Raw genomic sequence first — 17,128 nt, 5'->3', positions numbered from 1 at the left:
GCGTCTGATAGCAGCGCCACTTGGTTCGCCTTGAGTCTCAAATGAAGAATTACGAAGCGCTGAAGCAGCAAGGCGATGTGATCTGGAACATCGCCAATCTCTTGCGTGGCCCATACCGCCCGCCACAATACCGTCGTGTGATGATTCCGTTGACGGTGCTGAGGAGGCTGGATTGCGTTCTTGAGAGCAACAAGGCCGATGTGCTTGCACACCACAAAGCCTTGAAGGCGCAGGCCAAGTACGACGTTGAAACCATCGAGAAGATGGTGCATCGCAAGTTCAAGCTGAAGTTCCACAACACCAGCGACTTCACCTTCGCTTCGCTTCTGGGCGATCCCGACAAGCTTGCTGCCAATCTCGGCAACTACATCGCTGGCTTCTCTTCCAACGCCCGCAAGATCATCGAGAAGTTCAAGTTCGAAGAAGAGATCGAGAAGCTGGATGAAGCCAATCGCCTGTTCGAAGTGATCAAGGCTGTGGCTGCAGTGGATCTGCACCCCGACCGCATCACCAATATCGAGATGGGCTACCTGTTCGAAGATCTGGTGCGCCGTTTCAATGAACAGGCGAACGAGGAGGCCGGTGACCATTTCACACCACGTGAAGTGATCAAACTGATGGTGAGCCTCCTGTTCACACATGACGACCTGGTCTATCGCCCTGGCAAACTGATCAAGATCTACGACCCGACCTGCGGCACGGGCGGCATGCTGTCGGAGTCAGAAAAGCTGATCAAGGATCCGGAACTCGGACTGAATCCAGATGCAATCCTGGAGCTCTACGGCCAGGAATACAACCCGGAGTCCTACGCCATTTGCGGCTCGGACCTGATGATCAAGAACGAAGAGATTTCGCACATCGTCTTCGGCAACACCTTGGGCACGGGCAAGCCAAAAGATGGCTTTGTCGATGGTGATGGCCATCCGGGCGAGCAGTTCCACTACATGCTGGCCAACCCGCCTTTCGGCGTGGAATGGAAACCGGAGAAAGACAACGTCAGCAAGGAACACAACAGCCTTGGTTTCAAGGGCCGCTTCGGCCCTGGCCTGCCTCGCATCAACGATGGCGCGCTGCTGTTCCTGCTGCACATGATTGCCAAGATGCAACCCGCGCCCAAGGCCGGTGGCAAGGGGGGCGGTGAGGGTTCGCGTATCGCCGTCGTGTTCAATGGTTCACCTTTGTTCACAGGCGATGCTGGCAGCGGCGAGAGCAATATTCGCCGCTGGATCATTGAACACGACATGTTGGAAGCGGTGATCGGCCTGCCCGACCAGCTGTTCTACAACACCGGCATCTACACCTATATCTGGATCGTCACGAACCGCAAGCGCCCTGAGCGCGTGGGCAAGGTTCAGCTGATCAATGGCACCGAGTTTGCTCGAAAGATGCAAAAGAGCCTCGGCGACAAGCGCAAGCGCCTGGGCGATGGCACCAATGGCAGTTCGGATGTGAAAGACGGATCTGCGGACCACATTGCCATGCTGACGCGCCTGTATGCCGAGTGTCAGCATGATGTGCGCATGAGCCTGGCCGAGGTGGACAGCAATATCGACCTCAAGCGCGACCAGAGCCAGAGCTTCTTTGTCAGCAAGGTCTTGCCCAACCAGCGTTTTGGCTACTTGAAGATCACGGTGGATCGCCCGCTGCGCCTGAACTTCGCCGTCACCCGCGAGCGCATCGCCCGCACGAGGCGTCTGGGTACGTTTGAGAACCTCGCCATTTCGCGAAAACGCAAAGACAAGGCCAAGATCGAAGAGGAGGTCTTGACGGGCCGGCGCGCCCAGGCCGCCATCCTGCGTATGCTTCGCAGCTTGCGCCGGGGCTTTGCCAACGGTGAAATCGTCAAAGATCGAGCCGTGTTTGACGAGCAACTGAGCTCAGCCTTCAAGTCGGCTGACTTGCCACTTGATGCGGCCCTCAAGAGCGCCTTGCTGGCGCCAGGCAGCCTGGGTGAAAAAGACCCCAGCGCCAAGATCTGCTGGAACAAGAGGGGCGAGTCCGAGCCCGACCCTGACCTGCGCGACACCGAAAGCGTGCCGCTGCCAGAGGGCATCGCCCTGCCCTTGCCACTGGACTACGAGAACAAGAAGAACAAGGGCAAGCTGGACCTCGACCCCTTGCTCGATCTGGTGCGCGAGCACTGCGAGGCCTACATGGCGAAAGAGGTGCTGCCTTACCGAGACGACGCCTGGATCGACCACAGCAAGACCAAGGTCGGCTACGAGATCCCCTTCAATCGCCATTTCTACGAGTACCAGCCTCCTCGCCCGCTGGACGCCATTGCGGCGGACATCGAAGCACTGGAGCGCGACATTGTGGCCATGTTGAAGGAGGTGACGTCCTCATGAACGAGCTGATCATTTACCAGACCGAGGACGGCCAGGCGCGGGTGCAGTTCCGCGCCGTGGACGGCAGCCTGTGGCTGAGCCAGCTGGAAATGGCGGCACTCTTTGATGTGACGGTGGCCAACACCAATATTCACATCCGCAACATTCTCAAGGAGGGCGAACTTTTGGCCGAGGCAGTTATTAAGCAAGACTTAATAACTGCGGCCGATGGCAAACGCTACCGAACCAAGCTCTACCGGCTGGAGATGATTCTGGCCGTGGGCTACCGCGTGAAAAGCCCGCGCGGCACCCAGTTCCGGCAGTGGGCCACAGCGCACCTGAGCGAATACCTGGTCAAAGGCTTCGTCATGGATGACGAGCGGCTCAAGAACCCGAGTGGCGCAGCCTTTGACTATTTCGACGAGCTGCTGGCCCGCATCCGCGACATCCGGGCCTCGGAGAAGCGCTTCTACCAAAAGGTACGCGACCTGTTCTCGCTCAGCCGCGACTACGACAAGCAAGATCCAGCCGCCCACCTTTTCTTTGCCGAGGTCCAGAACAAGCTGCTCTATGCGGTGACGCGGCAGACCGCTGCGGAGCTGATCCTTATCCGTGCCGATGCTAAGGCACCCCATATGGCGCTGACCACCTGGGAAGGCAGCCGCGTACGCAAGGCCGATGTGATCGTGGCCAAGAACTACCTCTCTGCCGACGAGGTGGACACACTGAACCGCTTGGTCGTGATCTTCCTGGAGCAGGCCGAGCTGCGTGCCAAGGGCCGGCAAGACCTGACCCTGGCCTACTGGCGCAGCAATGTGGACCGCCTGCTGGAGTTCAATGACCGCCCGGTGCTGCAGGGCGCGGGCAGCGTCAGCAACGAGCAGATGAAGCAGATCGCGTATGAGCGCTACGAGCAGTTCGACGCCCAGCGTCGCCAGGCTGAGGCGCTGGCGGCGGATGCGGAGGATTTGAAAGCGCTGGAGGATCTAGAGCTGCAACTGAAGCAGAAGAAGGGTTTAAAGTGAGGTATCCGGCATACCCGACCTATGTACCCAGCGGAATTCACTGGTTGCCCCAGATGCCCAAAGGATGGGAGGCCCATCGCCTGAAGTGGACCGTGACATCCTGTGAAAACGGGGTTTGGGGCGAAGATCCCGATGGGGGCGATGACGATGTGGTTTGTCTTCGCGTAGCCGATTTCGACCGCACTCAGCTGACCGTCAGTACGGAGAAACTGACTGTCAGAGCCGTTGACGAGCGGCAGCGCAAGTCACGCGAATTGAAGAAGGGTGATCTGCTCATAGAGAAATCTGGTGGTGGAGAAAAGCAGTTGGTTGGCTGCGTCGTGCTGTTCGATCACGAGATGAAGGCTGTGACCTCCAACTTTGTCGCCAGGATGTCTCCAGCTCCTGACCAATGCTCTCGCTATTGGACCTACGCGCATGCTGCCTTGTACTCGGCAAAGCTGAATTACTTAGCCATCAAGCAAACCACGGGTATTCAGAATCTTGAGGCGGCGGAGTATCTGAACACTCTCGTGGTCTATCCGCCGCTTGTGGAGCAGGAGTTGATCGCGAAGTTCCTCCTATGCAAGACCGCTCAGATCGACACGCTGATCGCAAAAAAGCAAACATTGATCGAGAGGTTGCGGGAAAAGCGGTTGTCTTTGATTACCCAGGCTGTGACCAAGGGGCTCAACCCAGCAGTTCCGTTGCAACCATCAGGGGTGGCCTGGCTCGGACGTGTGCCGGCGAATTGGAAAGTCGTGCCGCTTGGATACTTGGTCGAAATCTCAGGCGGCATGACGCCGAGCATGGCCAACGGCGCCTATTGGGACGGAGATGTTCCCTGGGTCACCCCCAAGGATATGAAGCGTCCCCGCCTGGAGGACTCCATCGATCATGTGACTCGGCTGGCATTGGAGGAGACTGGGCTGAGATTGGTTGCGCCAAATGCAGTCCTTGCCGTCGTTCGCGGCATGATCCTGGCGCACTCTTTCCCCGTCGCTATCAACGACAAGCCCGTCACGATCAATCAAGACATGAAAGCGCTGCGATGCGGGGAACACCTTCATTCTGACTTCCTGTTCTGGGGTCTGAGCGGCTTTGCAGATGTGCTCTCCAGCTTGGCCGACGAGTCAGCCCATGGAACCCGAAAGATGGAAACGAGCACGCTGAAGCGTTTCGAGTTTCCCGTCCCGCCCTACGACGAGCAGGTCTCGATTGCTCGATCGCTTCGTGCCGAACTCGCTGAACTGGACTCGCTCATGGACACCAACGAGTTGGCCATCGAGCGCCTTGTTGAATACCGCAGCGCACTTATCACCAGTGCCGTGACTGGCCAAATTGACGTGCGCCATGTGAAAGTTCGGGGAGTGGCCTAGCAATGCCGCTCAACGCCCAGGGGTACTTCAATGCGGTTCGTAGTCATCTGAGTTCAAAGTACAAGGTCACCGAAGTTGATGACGAAGGTCGCCTTGTGCTGAAGGACAAGATCTATCGCCCCGGTTCCACCACGCCCACCGTTCAGCGTGTCCGGCTCGCGGTTTCCGGAGAAGCGCTGGCCATCAACCTGGATCTGAAGAACAAGAATGGCAACTCCGACGCCTTGTTCCACTTTCTGGATGACGAGGCCAAGCCTTGGTCCAAGCGCTGCGACTTTGTCGTTTTCCATCGCTTGCGGGAGCGCCTCGCCGTCTACTGCATTGAATTCAAATCAGCCTCCCTGCCAGAGAGCTTGGTTGACCAGCTCAAGGCCAGCGAGGCTTGGTGTAGAACGCTGCACAGTGCGATCAAGCATTACACGGGGGAGTCACGCCGAATCCACCTCAGCAAGTTTGTGCTTTCATGCCACCAGAACGCTGCGCCCTATCTCGATGAGGGCGGGAAGTACCTCCAGCGGGATCACTCCATCCGGCACTATCTGTACAACGAGATCGACGGCTTGCCACTGGATCAGTTGGACAACGCCAATGTCCAAATCATCAACTGACCTGATATGAAGAAGCACACCGAAGCCCGCCTGGAAGACGCCATCGTTCACGAGCTGTGCGATCAGGGCGGCTACAGGTTTGTGGACTACCGTGAAGGCGAAGCCAGGGGGCGGTTTGATCGGGCTCTGGCCCTAGACCCCGTTGCCGTGCTGGGCTTCATCGAAGCCAGCCAGCCCAAGACCTGGCAGAGCCTGCAAGCCATCCACCAGGGCGAGACTGCCAAGGTGGTGCTGGATCACCTGTGCAAGGAATTGGACACCAAGGGTCTGCTCAAGGTGCTGCGGCAGGGCTTCAAGTGCTATGGCAAGACCCTGCGCGTGGCCTTCTTCGCACCCAACAATGGGCTGAACCCACAGACGCAAGCGCTGTATGCGCTGAATCAGCTGAGCGTGACACGCCAGCTGTTCTACAGCGAAGCGCACAGCAAGAGCCTGGACCTGGTCCTGCTGCTCAACGGCCTGCCCATCATCACCGTCGAGCTCAAGAACCCGCTCTCTGGCCAGACGGTGGAAGACGCGAAGCTGCAGTACAAACGCGACCGAGACGGCCGCGAACTGATCTTCGAGTTCAAGAAGCGTGCCCTGGTGCACTTTGCACTGGACCAGGACCAGGCCTTCATGTGCACCCGGCTGTCGGGCGACAAGACGCACTTCCTGCCCTTCAACCTCGGCCACAACGGGCGGGCTGGCAACCCACCTGCCACCGACGGCGGCTACCGCACGGCCTATCTGTGGCGCGAGGTCTGGCAGCGCGATTCGCTGCTGGACATCCTGGGCCGCTTCATGCACCTGCAGGCGGAAGAGAAGCGCATTGCCAGCGACGAAGGCATCAAGAAGATCACGCGCGAAACCATGATCTTTCCCCGCTATCACCAACTCGACGCGGTGCGTCGTCTGGTGGCGCATGCGGGCGAGCACGGCGCCGGGCGCAACTACCTGGTGCAGCACTCAGCCGGGTCGGGAAAGAGCAACACAATTGCCTGGCTGGCGCACCGGCTCTCCAGTCTGCACGATGCACAGGATCGAAAGGTGTTTGACTCGGTCATCGTGGTGACCGACCGGCGCGTCCTTGACCAGCAGCTGCAGAACACCATCTATCAGTTCGATCACAAGCAGGGCGTGGTGCAGAAGATCGATGAGGACACCCGCCAGTTGGTGCAGGCGCTGGCGCAGGGCACGCCCATCATCATCACCACGCTGCAGAAGTTCCCCTTTGTTCAGGAAACCCTGACGAAGCTGCAAGAGGAGCTGTCCCCCGAGGATCGGGAACACCTCGGGCCGCTCGACACCCGCGACAAGCGTTTTGCCGTGATCGTGGACGAGGCGCACAGCTCGCAGTCCGGCGAAAACGCCATGGAGCTCAAGGGCGTTCTGAATGCGCAGGGCGTGCAGGAGGCGGCTGCGCGCTATGTCGTCGAGCAGCGTGAACTGATGGGCGGGAACGACGGGCCTAGCGGCGGAAGCCTTGAAGATGATGAAGATGAAGACCAACTCGCCGGCGTGGTGAGAGAAATGCTCAAGCGCGGCAAGCAGCCGAACCTGAGCTTCTTTGCTTTCACCGCGACACCCAAGTACAAGACCAAGAAGGTGTTCGACGAGCCCGGCACCAGCGGCGAGGCACCGTTTCACCTCTACACCATGCGCCAGGCCATCGAGGAGAAGTTCATCCTCGACGTGCTCAAGCACTACATCAGCTTCGAGGCCTACTTTCATCTGGTGCAGGTGGGTGACGAGGACCCGCATGTCGAACGCAAGAAGGCCGCTCGTGCTCTGGCCCGCGCGTTGACGCTGCACGAAGTGCATCTGGGCACCAAGACCGAAGTGATGGTGGAGCACTTCCGCACCCACGTTCGCCACAAGATCGGCGGGCGCGCCAAAGCCATGGTGGTGACCGAGGGCCGCTTGCATGCGGTGCGCTACAAGAAGGCGTTTGACGCTTACATCCAGAGCAAGGGCTATGCCGACGTCAAGACGCTGGTGGCGTTTTCCGGGTCTGTGGAAGACCCCGATGTGGCGGGTAAGACCTGGACCGAAGTCGGCATGAATGGTGGCATCAAGGAGAGCGAGCTGCCCGAGGCCTTCGACAGTCATGAGTACCAGGTCCTGCTCGTGGCTGAGAAGTACCAGACCGGCTTCGATCAGCCGCTGCTTCACACCATGTACATCGACCGCAAACTCACTGGCTTGCAGGCAGTGCAGACACTGTCGCGCGTCAACCGTACCTGCGCGGGCAAAGAAGACACCTTCATCCTCGACTTCCGCAACAAGCCGGAAGAAATATTCAAGGCCTTCAAGCCCTACTACGAAGACACCCCTGCCGAGCCCCTCACCGATGCCCAGCATCTGTACCGGCTGCACCACCAAATTGAGGAATCAGGCCTGATCTACGACGAGGAAGTCCGCGACTTCTGCGCGGTTTACTTCAAGCCCAAGCGCAAGATCTCGGTACACGACCATGCGGCAATGAACGGCATCCTCGATGAGGCCGTCGAGCGGTTCAAAGGCCGAGATGAAGAGACTCGAGAAGAGCTCAAGGCCTTGCTGGTGAACTTCCGCAACCTGTATGGATTCCTGTCGCAAGTCATCCCTTATCAGGACAGCGACCTGGAACGGCTCTATACCTACCTGCGCTTTTTGCTCACCAAGCTGCCTAAGCGCGAAGGCAGTGGGCCGCTGCAACTGGAAGACGAAGTCGAGTTGCAGTACTACCGCCTTCAGAAAATCGGCGAGGGACGGATTGACTTGAATGCTGGTGAGGCACAGCCCTTGAAAGGGCCGGCCGACATCGGTACAGGTCAACGCGACGATGTGGTGCGCTTGTCCGAATTGATCGACATCCTGAACGAGCGTTTTGGCACTGACTTCACCCAAGCCGATCAGCTCTTTTTCGATCAGATTCAGGAAGAGGCCATTGAGAGCGAGACCTTGCGCAAGGCCGCCGAGAACAACTCGCTCGATGATTTCCGCCATGTCTTTGCCCAAGCGTTTGAAGGTCTGGTGATTGATCGCATGGAAGGCAACGAAGAAATATTTGGCAAGTTGATGAGCGATGGGGAATTCAGGCGGCTGGCGCTTGAGCATCTGTTGGGCAAGGTTTACGCTGCCTTCAAGCATGGTCCGAGGCCTGCTGACGTTTGAGCAGGTACTAATTCACCAGGTATCGCGAACTTTGGGCCTAACTGCCAGCGTTCGAGGTGGGCCGAAACACCGCACCCCCAGTCGGAACTACCCATGAGCGACATCAAACTCTTCCGCCTCCAATCCGGCCGAGCCACCGAGCTGCAAGGCGATGCCTCCGATCTGGAGAAGCCGCTGCAGAACCTGATCGAGGCCAACCTCGAGACGCTGCTGGGCATCCGCTTCCTGGCCACCGAGTACTCCACCGGCAAGACGCACGGCGGGCGCATCGACACCCTGGGCCTGGACGAGAACCACTGCCCGGTGATCCTGGAATACAAGCGCTCGGTGGGCGAAAACGTCATCAACCAGGGCCTGTTCTACCTGGACTGGCTGATGGACCACCAGGCCGAGTTCAAGCTGCTGGTGCTGGAGAAGTTCGGCAAGTCGGCGGCCGATGCCATCGACTGGAGTGCGCCGCGCCTGGTGTGCATCGCGGCGGATTTCACCAAGTACGACGGCCACGCGGTGCAGCAGATCAACCGCAATATCGAGCTGATCCGCTATCGCCGCTTTGGCGATGAGCTGCTGCTGTTCGAGCTGGCCAATGCAGCATCCGCCTCGGCATCAAAGGTTGCTGGGGGCAAGGTCTTCAAGCCAGCCAAAGAGCTCAGCATGGAGGCCACGACGCCAGAGAAAGCCGTGGGGCCTGACAAGCCCTATGCCGAGGTCGTGACAGCACTGCCCCAGACGCTGGTGGACCTGATTGCTTCGCTGGAGGGCTACACCTCGTCGCTGGGCGACGACGTCCAGCGCAAGGAGTTGCGCCTGTATCTCGCGTTCAAACGCCTCAAGAACTTTGCCACGCTGGTGCCCCAGCGCACTCGGCTGTTGCTCTACCTGCACCTCGATCCGGACAAGGTGATGATGGCTTTGCCAAACGCCCGGGACGTTTCCCAGATCGGCCATTGGGGCACAGGCGATGTCGAGGTGTCGCTGAGCACGCTGGCCGATCTGGAGGCCGTCAAGCCTTTCATCGCTGAGGCCTATGAAGGTCGCTATCAGGCTCGCGCTGCGACAGCCGTGTAGCCAGTTCGAGTTCAAGCGTCAGATCGCCTCATCCGACCTCGGCTTGAGGCGTTCGGACGCGTGGCAGTTGCGACGGTCGGCCTGCGCGACAACGCGCGCCAGATCTGCTGCGGCGCGGCGCCTCGCCCCGCGCCGCCCCGCTCACCCCTCAAACCGCAACACCGCATTCGGCGCCGGCAGCTCGCCGCTGACGAGTTGCCCGGCCGGCGCCGCCGGGTCGGCGATCCAGAGCCGGCCGGACTCGGCCTGGTCCATCTTGGCGTAGGTTCCGAGCTGGCGGAAGGCGCTCAGCACAAAGGGCTGGCCCTGGGCATGGAGCAGGGCCGGACGGTCGGCCATATGGAGATGCAGATGCGGGCCCGAGGAGTTGATGCCGGAGCGGCCCACGCGGGCGAGCGGCTGCCCGGCCCGGACCCGCTGGCCGAGCTGGGGCGTGATGCTGCCCTGGCGCAGATGCTCATAGAACACATAGCGATGGTCGGCGAGCTGCAGGCACAGATAGTTGCCGGCCACATCGTCGTGGCTCCAGGGGCGAGCGGGGCGCTGGGCGTTCAGCAGGTCCTCGCGGCCGTCGCGCAGCGCGACGATCTCGCCGTCGGCCACGGCCAGCACCTCGCTGTCCAGGCCATGCCACTGCGCGTAGCCGGCCGGGCCTGCCGGCCCGGGACGGCCATCGGCATCGAGCCGTATCCAGTCGATGGCAAACCGCGCGGGAATGAAGCGCTGACCCTCGTGCACAAAGGCCGAGCGGCGATGCCCCTGCGCCAACCGGGGGTCGAACACCGCCGCCCAGGGACCACCTCGCAGCGGCGGGCCCAGCTGCAGCGGCGGCTCGGCGGCGGGGATGGCCAGTGCGGCCATGCCTGTCGAATCATCGCCCCGCGAGGCTTCCAGCCGCAGCGACAGGCCGGCATCATCGCCAGCCGGCAGGGCTTGCCAGAGATGCAACAGCACCTGCTCGCCGGCCCCCAGCAGCAACGAGCGCGCCGGGCGACCATCGGGCCCGTTCGCCAAGGCCTGCAGCGCCTCGCCGACCAGCGTCACCAGCGGCCGGGCCTGGCTATCCGCATCCGGCTCCAGCAGCAACAAGCGGCGCAAGACCAGCGCTTCGGCGCTGCTGTTGCGCACCGACAGCTCGCCGACCAGAAAGTCCTGCCGGCTCATGCGCACCCTGGCGAAGCGGTCGAGCGCGGCGATCTCCAGCCCGCTGCTGGCGGCAGCAGCGGCATGCGGCGACAGGAGGCCGCTCAGGGCCGAGGGCAGCAGGGTGGTGGCGGCGCTGTGCAGCAGCAGTTGGCGACGGTTCATGGGGCTCATGGCTGGGGTCCATCTGAAGTGGCGGCTACCGCGGCGCCGCCGGTCCACAGCCGGTCGACAGCGCGCCCCAGCACCGCCGCAGCGGCGGCATGCAGGGCGGCCGGCGCCAGCTGGCCTCGGGCCTGGGCGCGGTCCAGCCAGGCTTCGATATTGCCGCCGCGTTGATCGAAACGATCGGCCTTCAGCATCCCGTAGAGGGCCGCGGCGAACACATGCATGCCCTCATCGCTGTCGGCCCAGCGCTTGGCCGGCGGCTGGCCGTAGCCGAGGCGCTCCTGGATGATCTGGTCCAGCGCCTGCACGGTGTCTTCCTCGAAGATGCCCTCGATGCTGTTGTAGCCGCTGTCGCGGCTCTTCTCGGCCAGGATGCGCTGCAGCAGCGGGTCGGCCGCGAGCTGGGCGATGCAGCGCCGGGCCACCGCGCCGCGCATGTCGAAGGGCGGGTGCAGCACCTCGTGCGCGGCGGTCAGCGCGATCGTGGCATCGGAGGCCTGCACAGCGGCGATGAAGCGCTGGCCCTGCAGCTTCACGCCGTGCGGCCGGCAGAACCACAGCAGATTCATCTCGATCTCGCGCTCGAGGGTCCGGCCGACCAGGCGCTCCTGCTCGCTGATGATGTCGACCGGCGCGAAGCTGCGCAGCAACTGCTCGGCCCGGGCCTCGGCCGGCGCGATCAGGCTGCGGCGGTAGGCCGCAAACCCGGCGGCCTTGAGCCCCTGCAGCAGCAGGCGCAGGCGCTCGACCATGGGCTCGAACTGGCCCCATAGCGACGTGCTCCAGTAGACGCTGGCCTCCAGACTGGGCCGCAGCCTGCGGCCCACATCGTCGAGGCTGGCCAGCAGATCGTCGATCGTGTCGCTGCGGCCGCCGGACAGGATCAGGCTCAGGCGCGGCCACAGCAGATAGCCATCGGCATCGGCCGCCTCGACCAGGCTGGTCAGCGCGTCCAGCGCGGCGGGCGCGATCCGTGGCCTGAAGTCCTGCAGCTCCTTCGCGTAGTAGCGGGCGTAGAAGGTCTTGCCGGACAAGGGCCCCAGAAAGGCGATCGCATCCAGGCCCTCCGAGGTGCGGAAGGACCAGACGGTGCGTGGCGGCCCGGCCGCAGCGGCGCGCGCATGCAGGCTCGCGAAGAGCGGGAGGGTCATCAGGGCGGTGGTGGCGGAGCGTCTGTTCATGCGGCCACTATTGCAGCGCCCCGGCCGGCAGTCTTGTCAGCACTTGACCGCCGGCGCAGGGCCTGCGGCGAGGCGCCGGTCAGCGCGCGAATGGCGTGGTTCATGCTGGCCTGGTCCGCGAAGCCGGCCCCCAGCGCCAGCTCGACCAGGGGCGTGCCCGCCCCACCCAGCAGCGCGGCCAAGGCCCGTCGGGTGCGTTGCTCGAAACGCACCCGCTTGGGCGTCGCGCCGTAGAGGCGGCGAAATCCGCGTGACACCGTCTCTGGCGCCAGGCCCTGCCGCAGCGCCCAGTCGCCCAGGCACAGCTGCGGGTCGGCGGCCATATCGAGGGCCAGCTGATCCGGCCAGTCGCTAATGAGGGGCGGCAGCGGCCGCAGCAGGGCCAGGGCCAGTGCGCCGGCCTCGGGGCCTTGCTGGGCGACGGCGCGGACCAGGCTGTCGACATCGTCGATGCGGCCATAGGCATCCGCCAGCGGCCCCTGGACGGCCAAGTTCAGCACCACGGCGCCCGCGCCGCCGACCTGGTTGCAATGCGCGCTGTAGGGGCCGTGGACCGCCACATCGCCCGCCCGTAGCTGCCGGCGCCCGGCGCCATTGGCCTCCCAGTAGCTGCCTTCGACGACCAGCGCGAGATAGGCCGGGCCATGCAGATGCCTGGCCAGGGACGACCCGGGGGTCAGGTGTTGCTGAGCTTGCGGCGTCGACTCGGCGCCGGGCGCGGCGGTGTCCATGCGGTGGGTCCTCGTGCGGCGGTTGGCTGTGTCGGTGCCGGCAGTGTCGGCATCGCGGCCCGGCGCCGCCACGCCGCAGTGACGGATTGGCGCCTGGTAGCGACGAAGTGCGCGGGCCGGCGACGAGCCCGCCGATTGTTCGCGCTCTACCCCAGCCGCAGCCATCTGAGCGGCCGGGTGCGCGCCCTGGTGGACTTTCTGAAGCAAAGCCTGGCGGCCTGAGCGCCGCTGCAATGAAAAAGCCCGCACGCGGCGGGCTCTGTTGCTGACGGCAGCGAAAGCTCGGGGCTCAGAGCGCCTTGGCCTTCAGCAAGCCGGCCGAGGCCAGCTGCGGCTCGGTGGCGACCGGGGTGCTGCGGCCGGTGATCACGACGCGCGGCAGCTGGGCGATCTGCACCGGCGCCTCGACGCTGCGCTTGCCGACGATCACCACTCGCTCCAGCTTGACGATCTCGGTGGCCTGCGGCTGGCCGCCGCTGCCCAGCAGCGCGGCGCCAATCACCGCCAGCATGGCCAGCACGGTGACGGTGAAGAGAACGAGGGTCTTGGCGCTGTGGCTGCTGTTCATGATGGGCTCCTGCGGGGGTGTTGGCTGTGTCAGTGATTGCAGTTTCGTCCGCAGGACCGGCCGTCGCCAGGCCCGCGCGACGGATCGCCGCACGCCGACGACCAAGTGCAAGAAGGCGCGACAGGCCGTCGGCCCATAAAAGAAGGCCCAATGGCTGGGCAGCACATCGGGCCTGATGAGGCCGGCCGGCGGGGTGCCGGACCGGTGGGCGGGTGCCCCAGGAGATTCGAGATGGATGCGACGTCGGCGATCAGCCGCCGTAGTTGATCTGCTGGCTTTGCAGCTGGCCGCGGGCACGGGCCTGCTGCAGCTCGGCGATGACCTCGGCGCGGCTCTTGCTCGAGCCGGCGATGCTGGGCAGGCTGTGCGACTCGGCATCGCGGCCTTGCAGCTCGCCGGCGCTGCGGGCGCGCTGCAGCTCGGCCAGCACGGCGGCGCGGCTGGTGGTGGCGCCGGTGGCGATCACGGCGCGGCCGATGGCATCGGGGTTCTCGCCTTGCTGGGCGACCAGCTCGCCGGTGGCGCGGGCACGCTGCAGCTCGGCGACGACTTGCTCACGGCTCAGGCCATCGGCCAGGGCGGCGCCGGTGGACAGCAGGGAGAACAGGGCAATGACGGTCAGCTTCTTCATGATGATTTCCTTTACGGTTGGGTGAAGGACTTCGCCTGCGGTCTGCTTGCTTCGCTTCGCCGTCGCCGTGTCCATGGACTCCAATGTAGGAAATCAGGCCCTCCGGAAAAACGGGCCGCAGGCGAATGCACCGTTGCTGATTTCGGCATGACGGTGCCCTGCCGGGCCATGGTGAGTGCCGGTCACGGGTTCCGGCGCCGCCCAATCGTTGCGGCCGATTTCCGCCCCCGAGGCGTGAGCTCGACGGAGGCTTCTTGATGAGGAGGAGGTTCGACGACCTCCGACTTCGGCTGTGCCCAAGCGCGAGCGTCCCGTCGGACGTGGTGTCTCGCTGCACGAGGGGCTGGCCCATTGCGATCGGTCCCGCGCACATCCCGCGCTGCCAACACCGTCAAGATGCAGCGACGGAGTGCAAGGACACAGCCGAAGTCGGACGTTCAAACCACTGGCCCAAAGCAAAAGGCCCGGACTCTTTGCAGAATCCGGGCCTCTGGGGTCAGAGGAGAGAGGGCGGGCGCGTCAGGCGCTGCCTTCTCCCGGATGCATGCAAGCAACAAAGCGCTTCGGCTCACCAAGTCCACGCACGATCGCACCTCGGGCCGCGAGGGCGCTGAGCTTGGCGATGAGGTGGCGGGTGTTCACGATGCTGCCTTTCTTGCTGGGTGATTGTTGGGTCGGTACTGCGAGGGCTGATGGCTCCCACAGCGCTGGCCGCACTGTAAATAGTCTTTACTATCGCGTCAAGCTACAGCGACAATCGCTGTTGTTCCTGTTGTACGAAGCGCACAGCCTTGCTGACCAATCCCACTCTCATACGCCGCCAGAACGCGCTGGCGCTGTTCCAGCTCTATGCCGAGCAGGCGCTGGCTGCAGGCACCTCGCCCAAGGGACTGGAGCAGGCCTTTGCCGCCAGCGTCGAGATCTCACCCAGCATGTGGAGCCAGATCAAGTCCGCACGCCCGATCGGCGACAAGCTGGCCCGCCAGATCGAGAGCCATTGCGGCAAGCCGCCAGGCTGGCTGGACGAGACCCGGCTGGACGCCGCGCCGACCGACAAGGAGAAGGCCTTCATGGCGCTGGCGCTGGCCGCCTGGCGGGCCAGCAACAGCGCGGGCCGCAAGCAGCTGCGCGAGCAGCTGGCGCACATCGCCGCGCCGACCGAGCACGCCTAGGCGTTTAAAAGACAAAGCCCGCATGCAGCGGGCTTGTACTGGACACGGCAAGGCCGCGTGGGGAGCGCTCGATCAGATGGCCGGGGTCGTGCCGGCAGCGGCCAGCTGGGTGGGGACCGCCGCCGTGCTGCGACCGGTGATCACCACGCGGGGCAGCTGCGCGATCACCGCGGCCTCGGCACGCTTGCCCACGATCACCACGCGCTCCAGCTGCACGATCTCGCTGGCGGCCGGCTTGGCCGGGCTCTGCAAGATCGCGGCGCCCGCGACGGCGACGGCTGCGATGGCGAAGAGTGCGAAAGACTTGGTGGCGGTGGTGGTGTTCATGGTGTGTTCCTTGTGCGTGTTGCTGTGTCAGTGATTGCAGTGTCTGACTTGGTGGCCGGCGCCGCCACAGCCTGGCGACGAGTCGGCGGCCCGGCCGGACGAGATGCAAATGCCGGCGACGAAACGGCGACGCAGCGGACGTAAAAAAGCCCGATGGCCTGTACAGGCCACCGGGCGAAGCCTGGCAGGCGGTAACTACAACAACGCACCACCAGACGAAGCTGACCCTTGGCAGACCGGGGTCAACGGTCCTCGTCTTGTATTGAATTCGTGGGCGCCCGCCAGGGAGCGCCCGATCGTCAGCGGGCCGTGGCGGGCTGGCCGGCCAGCAGCTCGCCGCCAGCGCTCTTGCCACCATGCAGTGCGGCCAGCTGCGCATAGCTGGGATTGTTGCTGTTCAGCACCGCGAGCTCGCCCGAGGCGCGGGCCGCCCGCAGCTCGGCCAGCACGGCGGCGCGGGTGGTGGTCGAGGCGCTCGAGGCCGGGCGCAGATCGACTTCGCGGTACAGCCCATTCAGCTCGCCGGCCTGGCGGGCACGCTGCAGCTCGGCGATCACGGCGCTGCGGGTGGTCGTGCTCTGTGCGGCGGTCTGGCTCTGGCGCAGCGACTCGCGGGTGCTGGCGCTATCGGCCATGGCGGCGCCGGCGGCCAGCAGGGAAGTCAGGGCGATGGCGGTGATCTTGTTCATGATGGAGTCCTTTCAGTTCAGCTTCGTTGGGTTCTTGGACCCGGCTTGTTTGCCTGCCGTGTCCATGGGCTCCACTGTGAAGCTTGGGCTCCAAGAGAAAAACCAGCGCCGCTTCAACGCACTGTTGCTGATTCCTTCATGATCGAAGTGCCTCGCACAGGGTGTCCAGCAGCTGGCGCTGCACGGCGCTGGGCGAGGTGCTCGCGCTGAGCAGGGCCAGCTCCGTGGGCGGCAGCGCGGGCAGGCCCTCGCAGAGGCGGTGCTCGGGCAGCAGCGCCGTGGTGGGCAGCACCGAGATGCCCAGGCCCGAGGACAGCGCCGCCTGGATGCCGCTGAGGCTGTGGCTGCCGAAGGCGATGCGCCAGCGCCGCCGCGCCTGGTCCAGGCCCGCCAGCGCGCGCTGACGGTAGACACAGCCCTGCGGAAACAGCGCCAGCGGGATCGGCTCGTCGGCCGGCAAGACCTGGCCGGCACCGGCCCAGACCAGGGTCTCGGGCCAGGCCGCCACGCAGGGCCCGCCCTCGCCCGGCACCCGCTTGACCAGCGCGATATCCAGCTCGCCGCCGGCCAGCCGGCGCTGCAGCTCGCTGCTCATGCCGCTGATGGTCTCCAGCCGCAAGCCCGGCTGCCGCGCGACAAAGCCCGACAGCAGGCTGGAGATGCGCCGCGCATCGAAATCCTCCGGCACGCCGATGCGCAGGCTCAGCAGCGCGCTGCCGGCGCTGCCCAGCGCCTCCTCGGCCTCCTGGGCCAGCGCCAGCAGGCGCCGCGCATAGGTGGCCAGCAGCTCGCCCTGCTCGGTGGGCGTCACCCGGCTGCCGCTGCGGTCGCGCAGCAGCAGCGCATGGCCCAGCCGCTCTTCCAGCTTGCGGATCTGCTGGCTGACGGTGGACTGGGTGCGGTGCACCCGCTCGCCGGCGCGCGTGAAGCTGCGCTCGTCGACGACGCAGACCAGGGTGTGAAGCAGTTCCAGATCGAGCATGAAGCCATTAGA

The 17,128-nt window shown here is 64.0% G+C and carries 16 protein-coding genes; 8 read left to right on the top strand and 8 right to left on the bottom strand.

Going from position 1 to position 17,128, the window contains the following annotated elements:
* The first annotated feature begins 41 nt into the window (after positions 1-41).
* The 6 genes from ABGI63_RS04050 (at position 42) to ABGI63_RS04025 (ending at position 9,524) form a co-directional block, all read left to right on the top strand.
* Positions 42-2,348: a type I restriction-modification system subunit M gene (locus ABGI63_RS04050; protein WP_349741177.1), complete on the top strand. Its 2,307-nt coding sequence runs from the start codon at positions 42-44 to the stop codon at positions 2,346-2,348.
* Entirely contained in the window at positions 2,345-3,352 is a 1,008-nt protein-coding gene (locus ABGI63_RS04045; protein WP_349741176.1) for a virulence RhuM family protein, read from the top strand. Before ABGI63_RS04050 ends, ABGI63_RS04045 begins: the two co-directional genes overlap by 4 nt.
* A gap of 53 nt (positions 3,353-3,405) precedes the next feature.
* Entirely contained in the window at positions 3,406-4,710 is a 1,305-nt protein-coding gene (locus ABGI63_RS04040; protein ID WP_349741175.1) for a restriction endonuclease subunit S, read from the top strand.
* A gap of 2 nt (positions 4,711-4,712) precedes the next feature.
* Positions 4,713-5,318 carry a hypothetical protein gene (locus ABGI63_RS04035; RefSeq protein WP_349741174.1) on the top strand — a complete coding sequence of 202 codons (606 nt, stop codon included), beginning with the start codon at positions 4,713-4,715 and terminating at the stop codon, positions 5,316-5,318.
* Between the two features lie 6 nt (positions 5,319-5,324).
* Entirely contained in the window at positions 5,325-8,456 is a 3,132-nt protein-coding gene (locus ABGI63_RS04030; RefSeq protein ID WP_349741173.1) for a type I restriction endonuclease subunit R, read from the top strand.
* A gap of 93 nt (positions 8,457-8,549) precedes the next feature.
* A complete protein-coding gene (locus ABGI63_RS04025; RefSeq protein ID WP_349741172.1) occupies positions 8,550-9,524 on the top strand; it encodes a DUF5655 domain-containing protein in 975 nt (324 codons plus the stop codon).
* Positions 9,525-9,665: 141 nt separating this feature from the next.
* Here ABGI63_RS04025 and ABGI63_RS04020 read toward each other — a convergent pair whose 3' ends face one another.
* Genes ABGI63_RS04020 through ABGI63_RS04010 form a run of 3 tightly spaced genes read right to left on the bottom strand, consistent with a single transcriptional unit; the run spans position 9,666 to position 12,747 of the window.
* Positions 9,666-10,841: a M23 family metallopeptidase gene (locus tag ABGI63_RS04020; protein WP_349741171.1), complete on the bottom strand. Its 1,176-nt coding sequence runs from the start codon at positions 10,839-10,841 to the stop codon at positions 9,666-9,668.
* Positions 10,838-12,016 (bottom strand): hypothetical protein, encoded by a 1,179-nt coding sequence (locus tag ABGI63_RS04015; RefSeq protein ID WP_349741170.1) that lies wholly within the window; start codon positions 12,014-12,016, stop codon positions 10,838-10,840. Before ABGI63_RS04015 ends, ABGI63_RS04020 begins: the two co-directional genes overlap by 4 nt.
* The gene (locus tag ABGI63_RS04010; RefSeq protein WP_349741169.1) at positions 12,013-12,747 is read right to left on the bottom strand and encodes an AraC family transcriptional regulator; all 735 of its coding nucleotides are present in this window, start codon (positions 12,745-12,747) and stop codon (positions 12,013-12,015) included. The genes ABGI63_RS04015 and ABGI63_RS04010 overlap by 4 nt, the downstream gene beginning before the upstream one ends.
* 78 nt (positions 12,748-12,825) lie before the next feature.
* Here ABGI63_RS04010 and ABGI63_RS04005 point away from each other — a divergent pair, with 78 nt between their 5' ends.
* Positions 12,826-12,969, top strand: coding sequence for a hypothetical protein (locus tag ABGI63_RS04005; protein WP_349741168.1), 144 nt, complete (start codon positions 12,826-12,828; stop codon positions 12,967-12,969).
* Between the two features lie 67 nt (positions 12,970-13,036).
* Here ABGI63_RS04005 and ABGI63_RS04000 read toward each other — a convergent pair whose 3' ends face one another.
* Both ABGI63_RS04000 and ABGI63_RS03995 read right to left on the bottom strand, forming a co-directional pair.
* A complete protein-coding gene (locus tag ABGI63_RS04000) occupies positions 13,037-13,315 on the bottom strand; it encodes a hypothetical protein (RefSeq protein WP_349741167.1) in 279 nt (92 codons plus the stop codon).
* Positions 13,316-13,565: 250 nt separating this feature from the next.
* A complete protein-coding gene (locus tag ABGI63_RS03995; RefSeq protein ID WP_349741166.1) occupies positions 13,566-13,946 on the bottom strand; it encodes a DUF4148 domain-containing protein in 381 nt (126 codons plus the stop codon).
* A 791-nt stretch (positions 13,947-14,737) separates the two neighbouring features.
* Here ABGI63_RS03995 and ABGI63_RS03990 point away from each other — a divergent pair.
* Complete coding sequence (locus ABGI63_RS03990; RefSeq protein WP_349741165.1) at positions 14,738-15,118, top strand: hypothetical protein; 381 nt, start codon at positions 14,738-14,740, stop codon at positions 15,116-15,118.
* A gap of 72 nt (positions 15,119-15,190) precedes the next feature.
* Here ABGI63_RS03990 and ABGI63_RS03985 read toward each other — a convergent pair whose 3' ends face one another.
* From ABGI63_RS03985 to ABGI63_RS03975, 3 genes are all read right to left on the bottom strand, one after another.
* Positions 15,191-15,445: a hypothetical protein gene (locus ABGI63_RS03985; protein WP_349741164.1), complete on the bottom strand. Its 255-nt coding sequence runs from the start codon at positions 15,443-15,445 to the stop codon at positions 15,191-15,193.
* 299 nt (positions 15,446-15,744) lie between these two features.
* Positions 15,745-16,134 carry a DUF4148 domain-containing protein gene (locus ABGI63_RS03980; RefSeq protein WP_349741163.1) on the bottom strand — a complete coding sequence of 130 codons (390 nt, stop codon included), beginning with the start codon at positions 16,132-16,134 and terminating at the stop codon, positions 15,745-15,747.
* A gap of 136 nt (positions 16,135-16,270) precedes the next feature.
* Positions 16,271-17,116, bottom strand: a complete 846-nt coding sequence (locus tag ABGI63_RS03975; RefSeq protein ID WP_349741162.1) for a LysR substrate-binding domain-containing protein — start codon at positions 17,114-17,116, stop codon at positions 16,271-16,273.
* Between the last annotated feature and the right edge of the window lie 12 nt (positions 17,117-17,128).

The organism is Roseateles cavernae, from assembly GCF_040187885.1.
Classification (GTDB): domain Bacteria; phylum Pseudomonadota; class Gammaproteobacteria; order Burkholderiales; family Burkholderiaceae_C; genus Roseateles_E; species Roseateles_E cavernae.
Note: the sequence above shows the minus strand (reverse complement) of the source record. Positions and strands in the feature narration are given on the sequence as shown.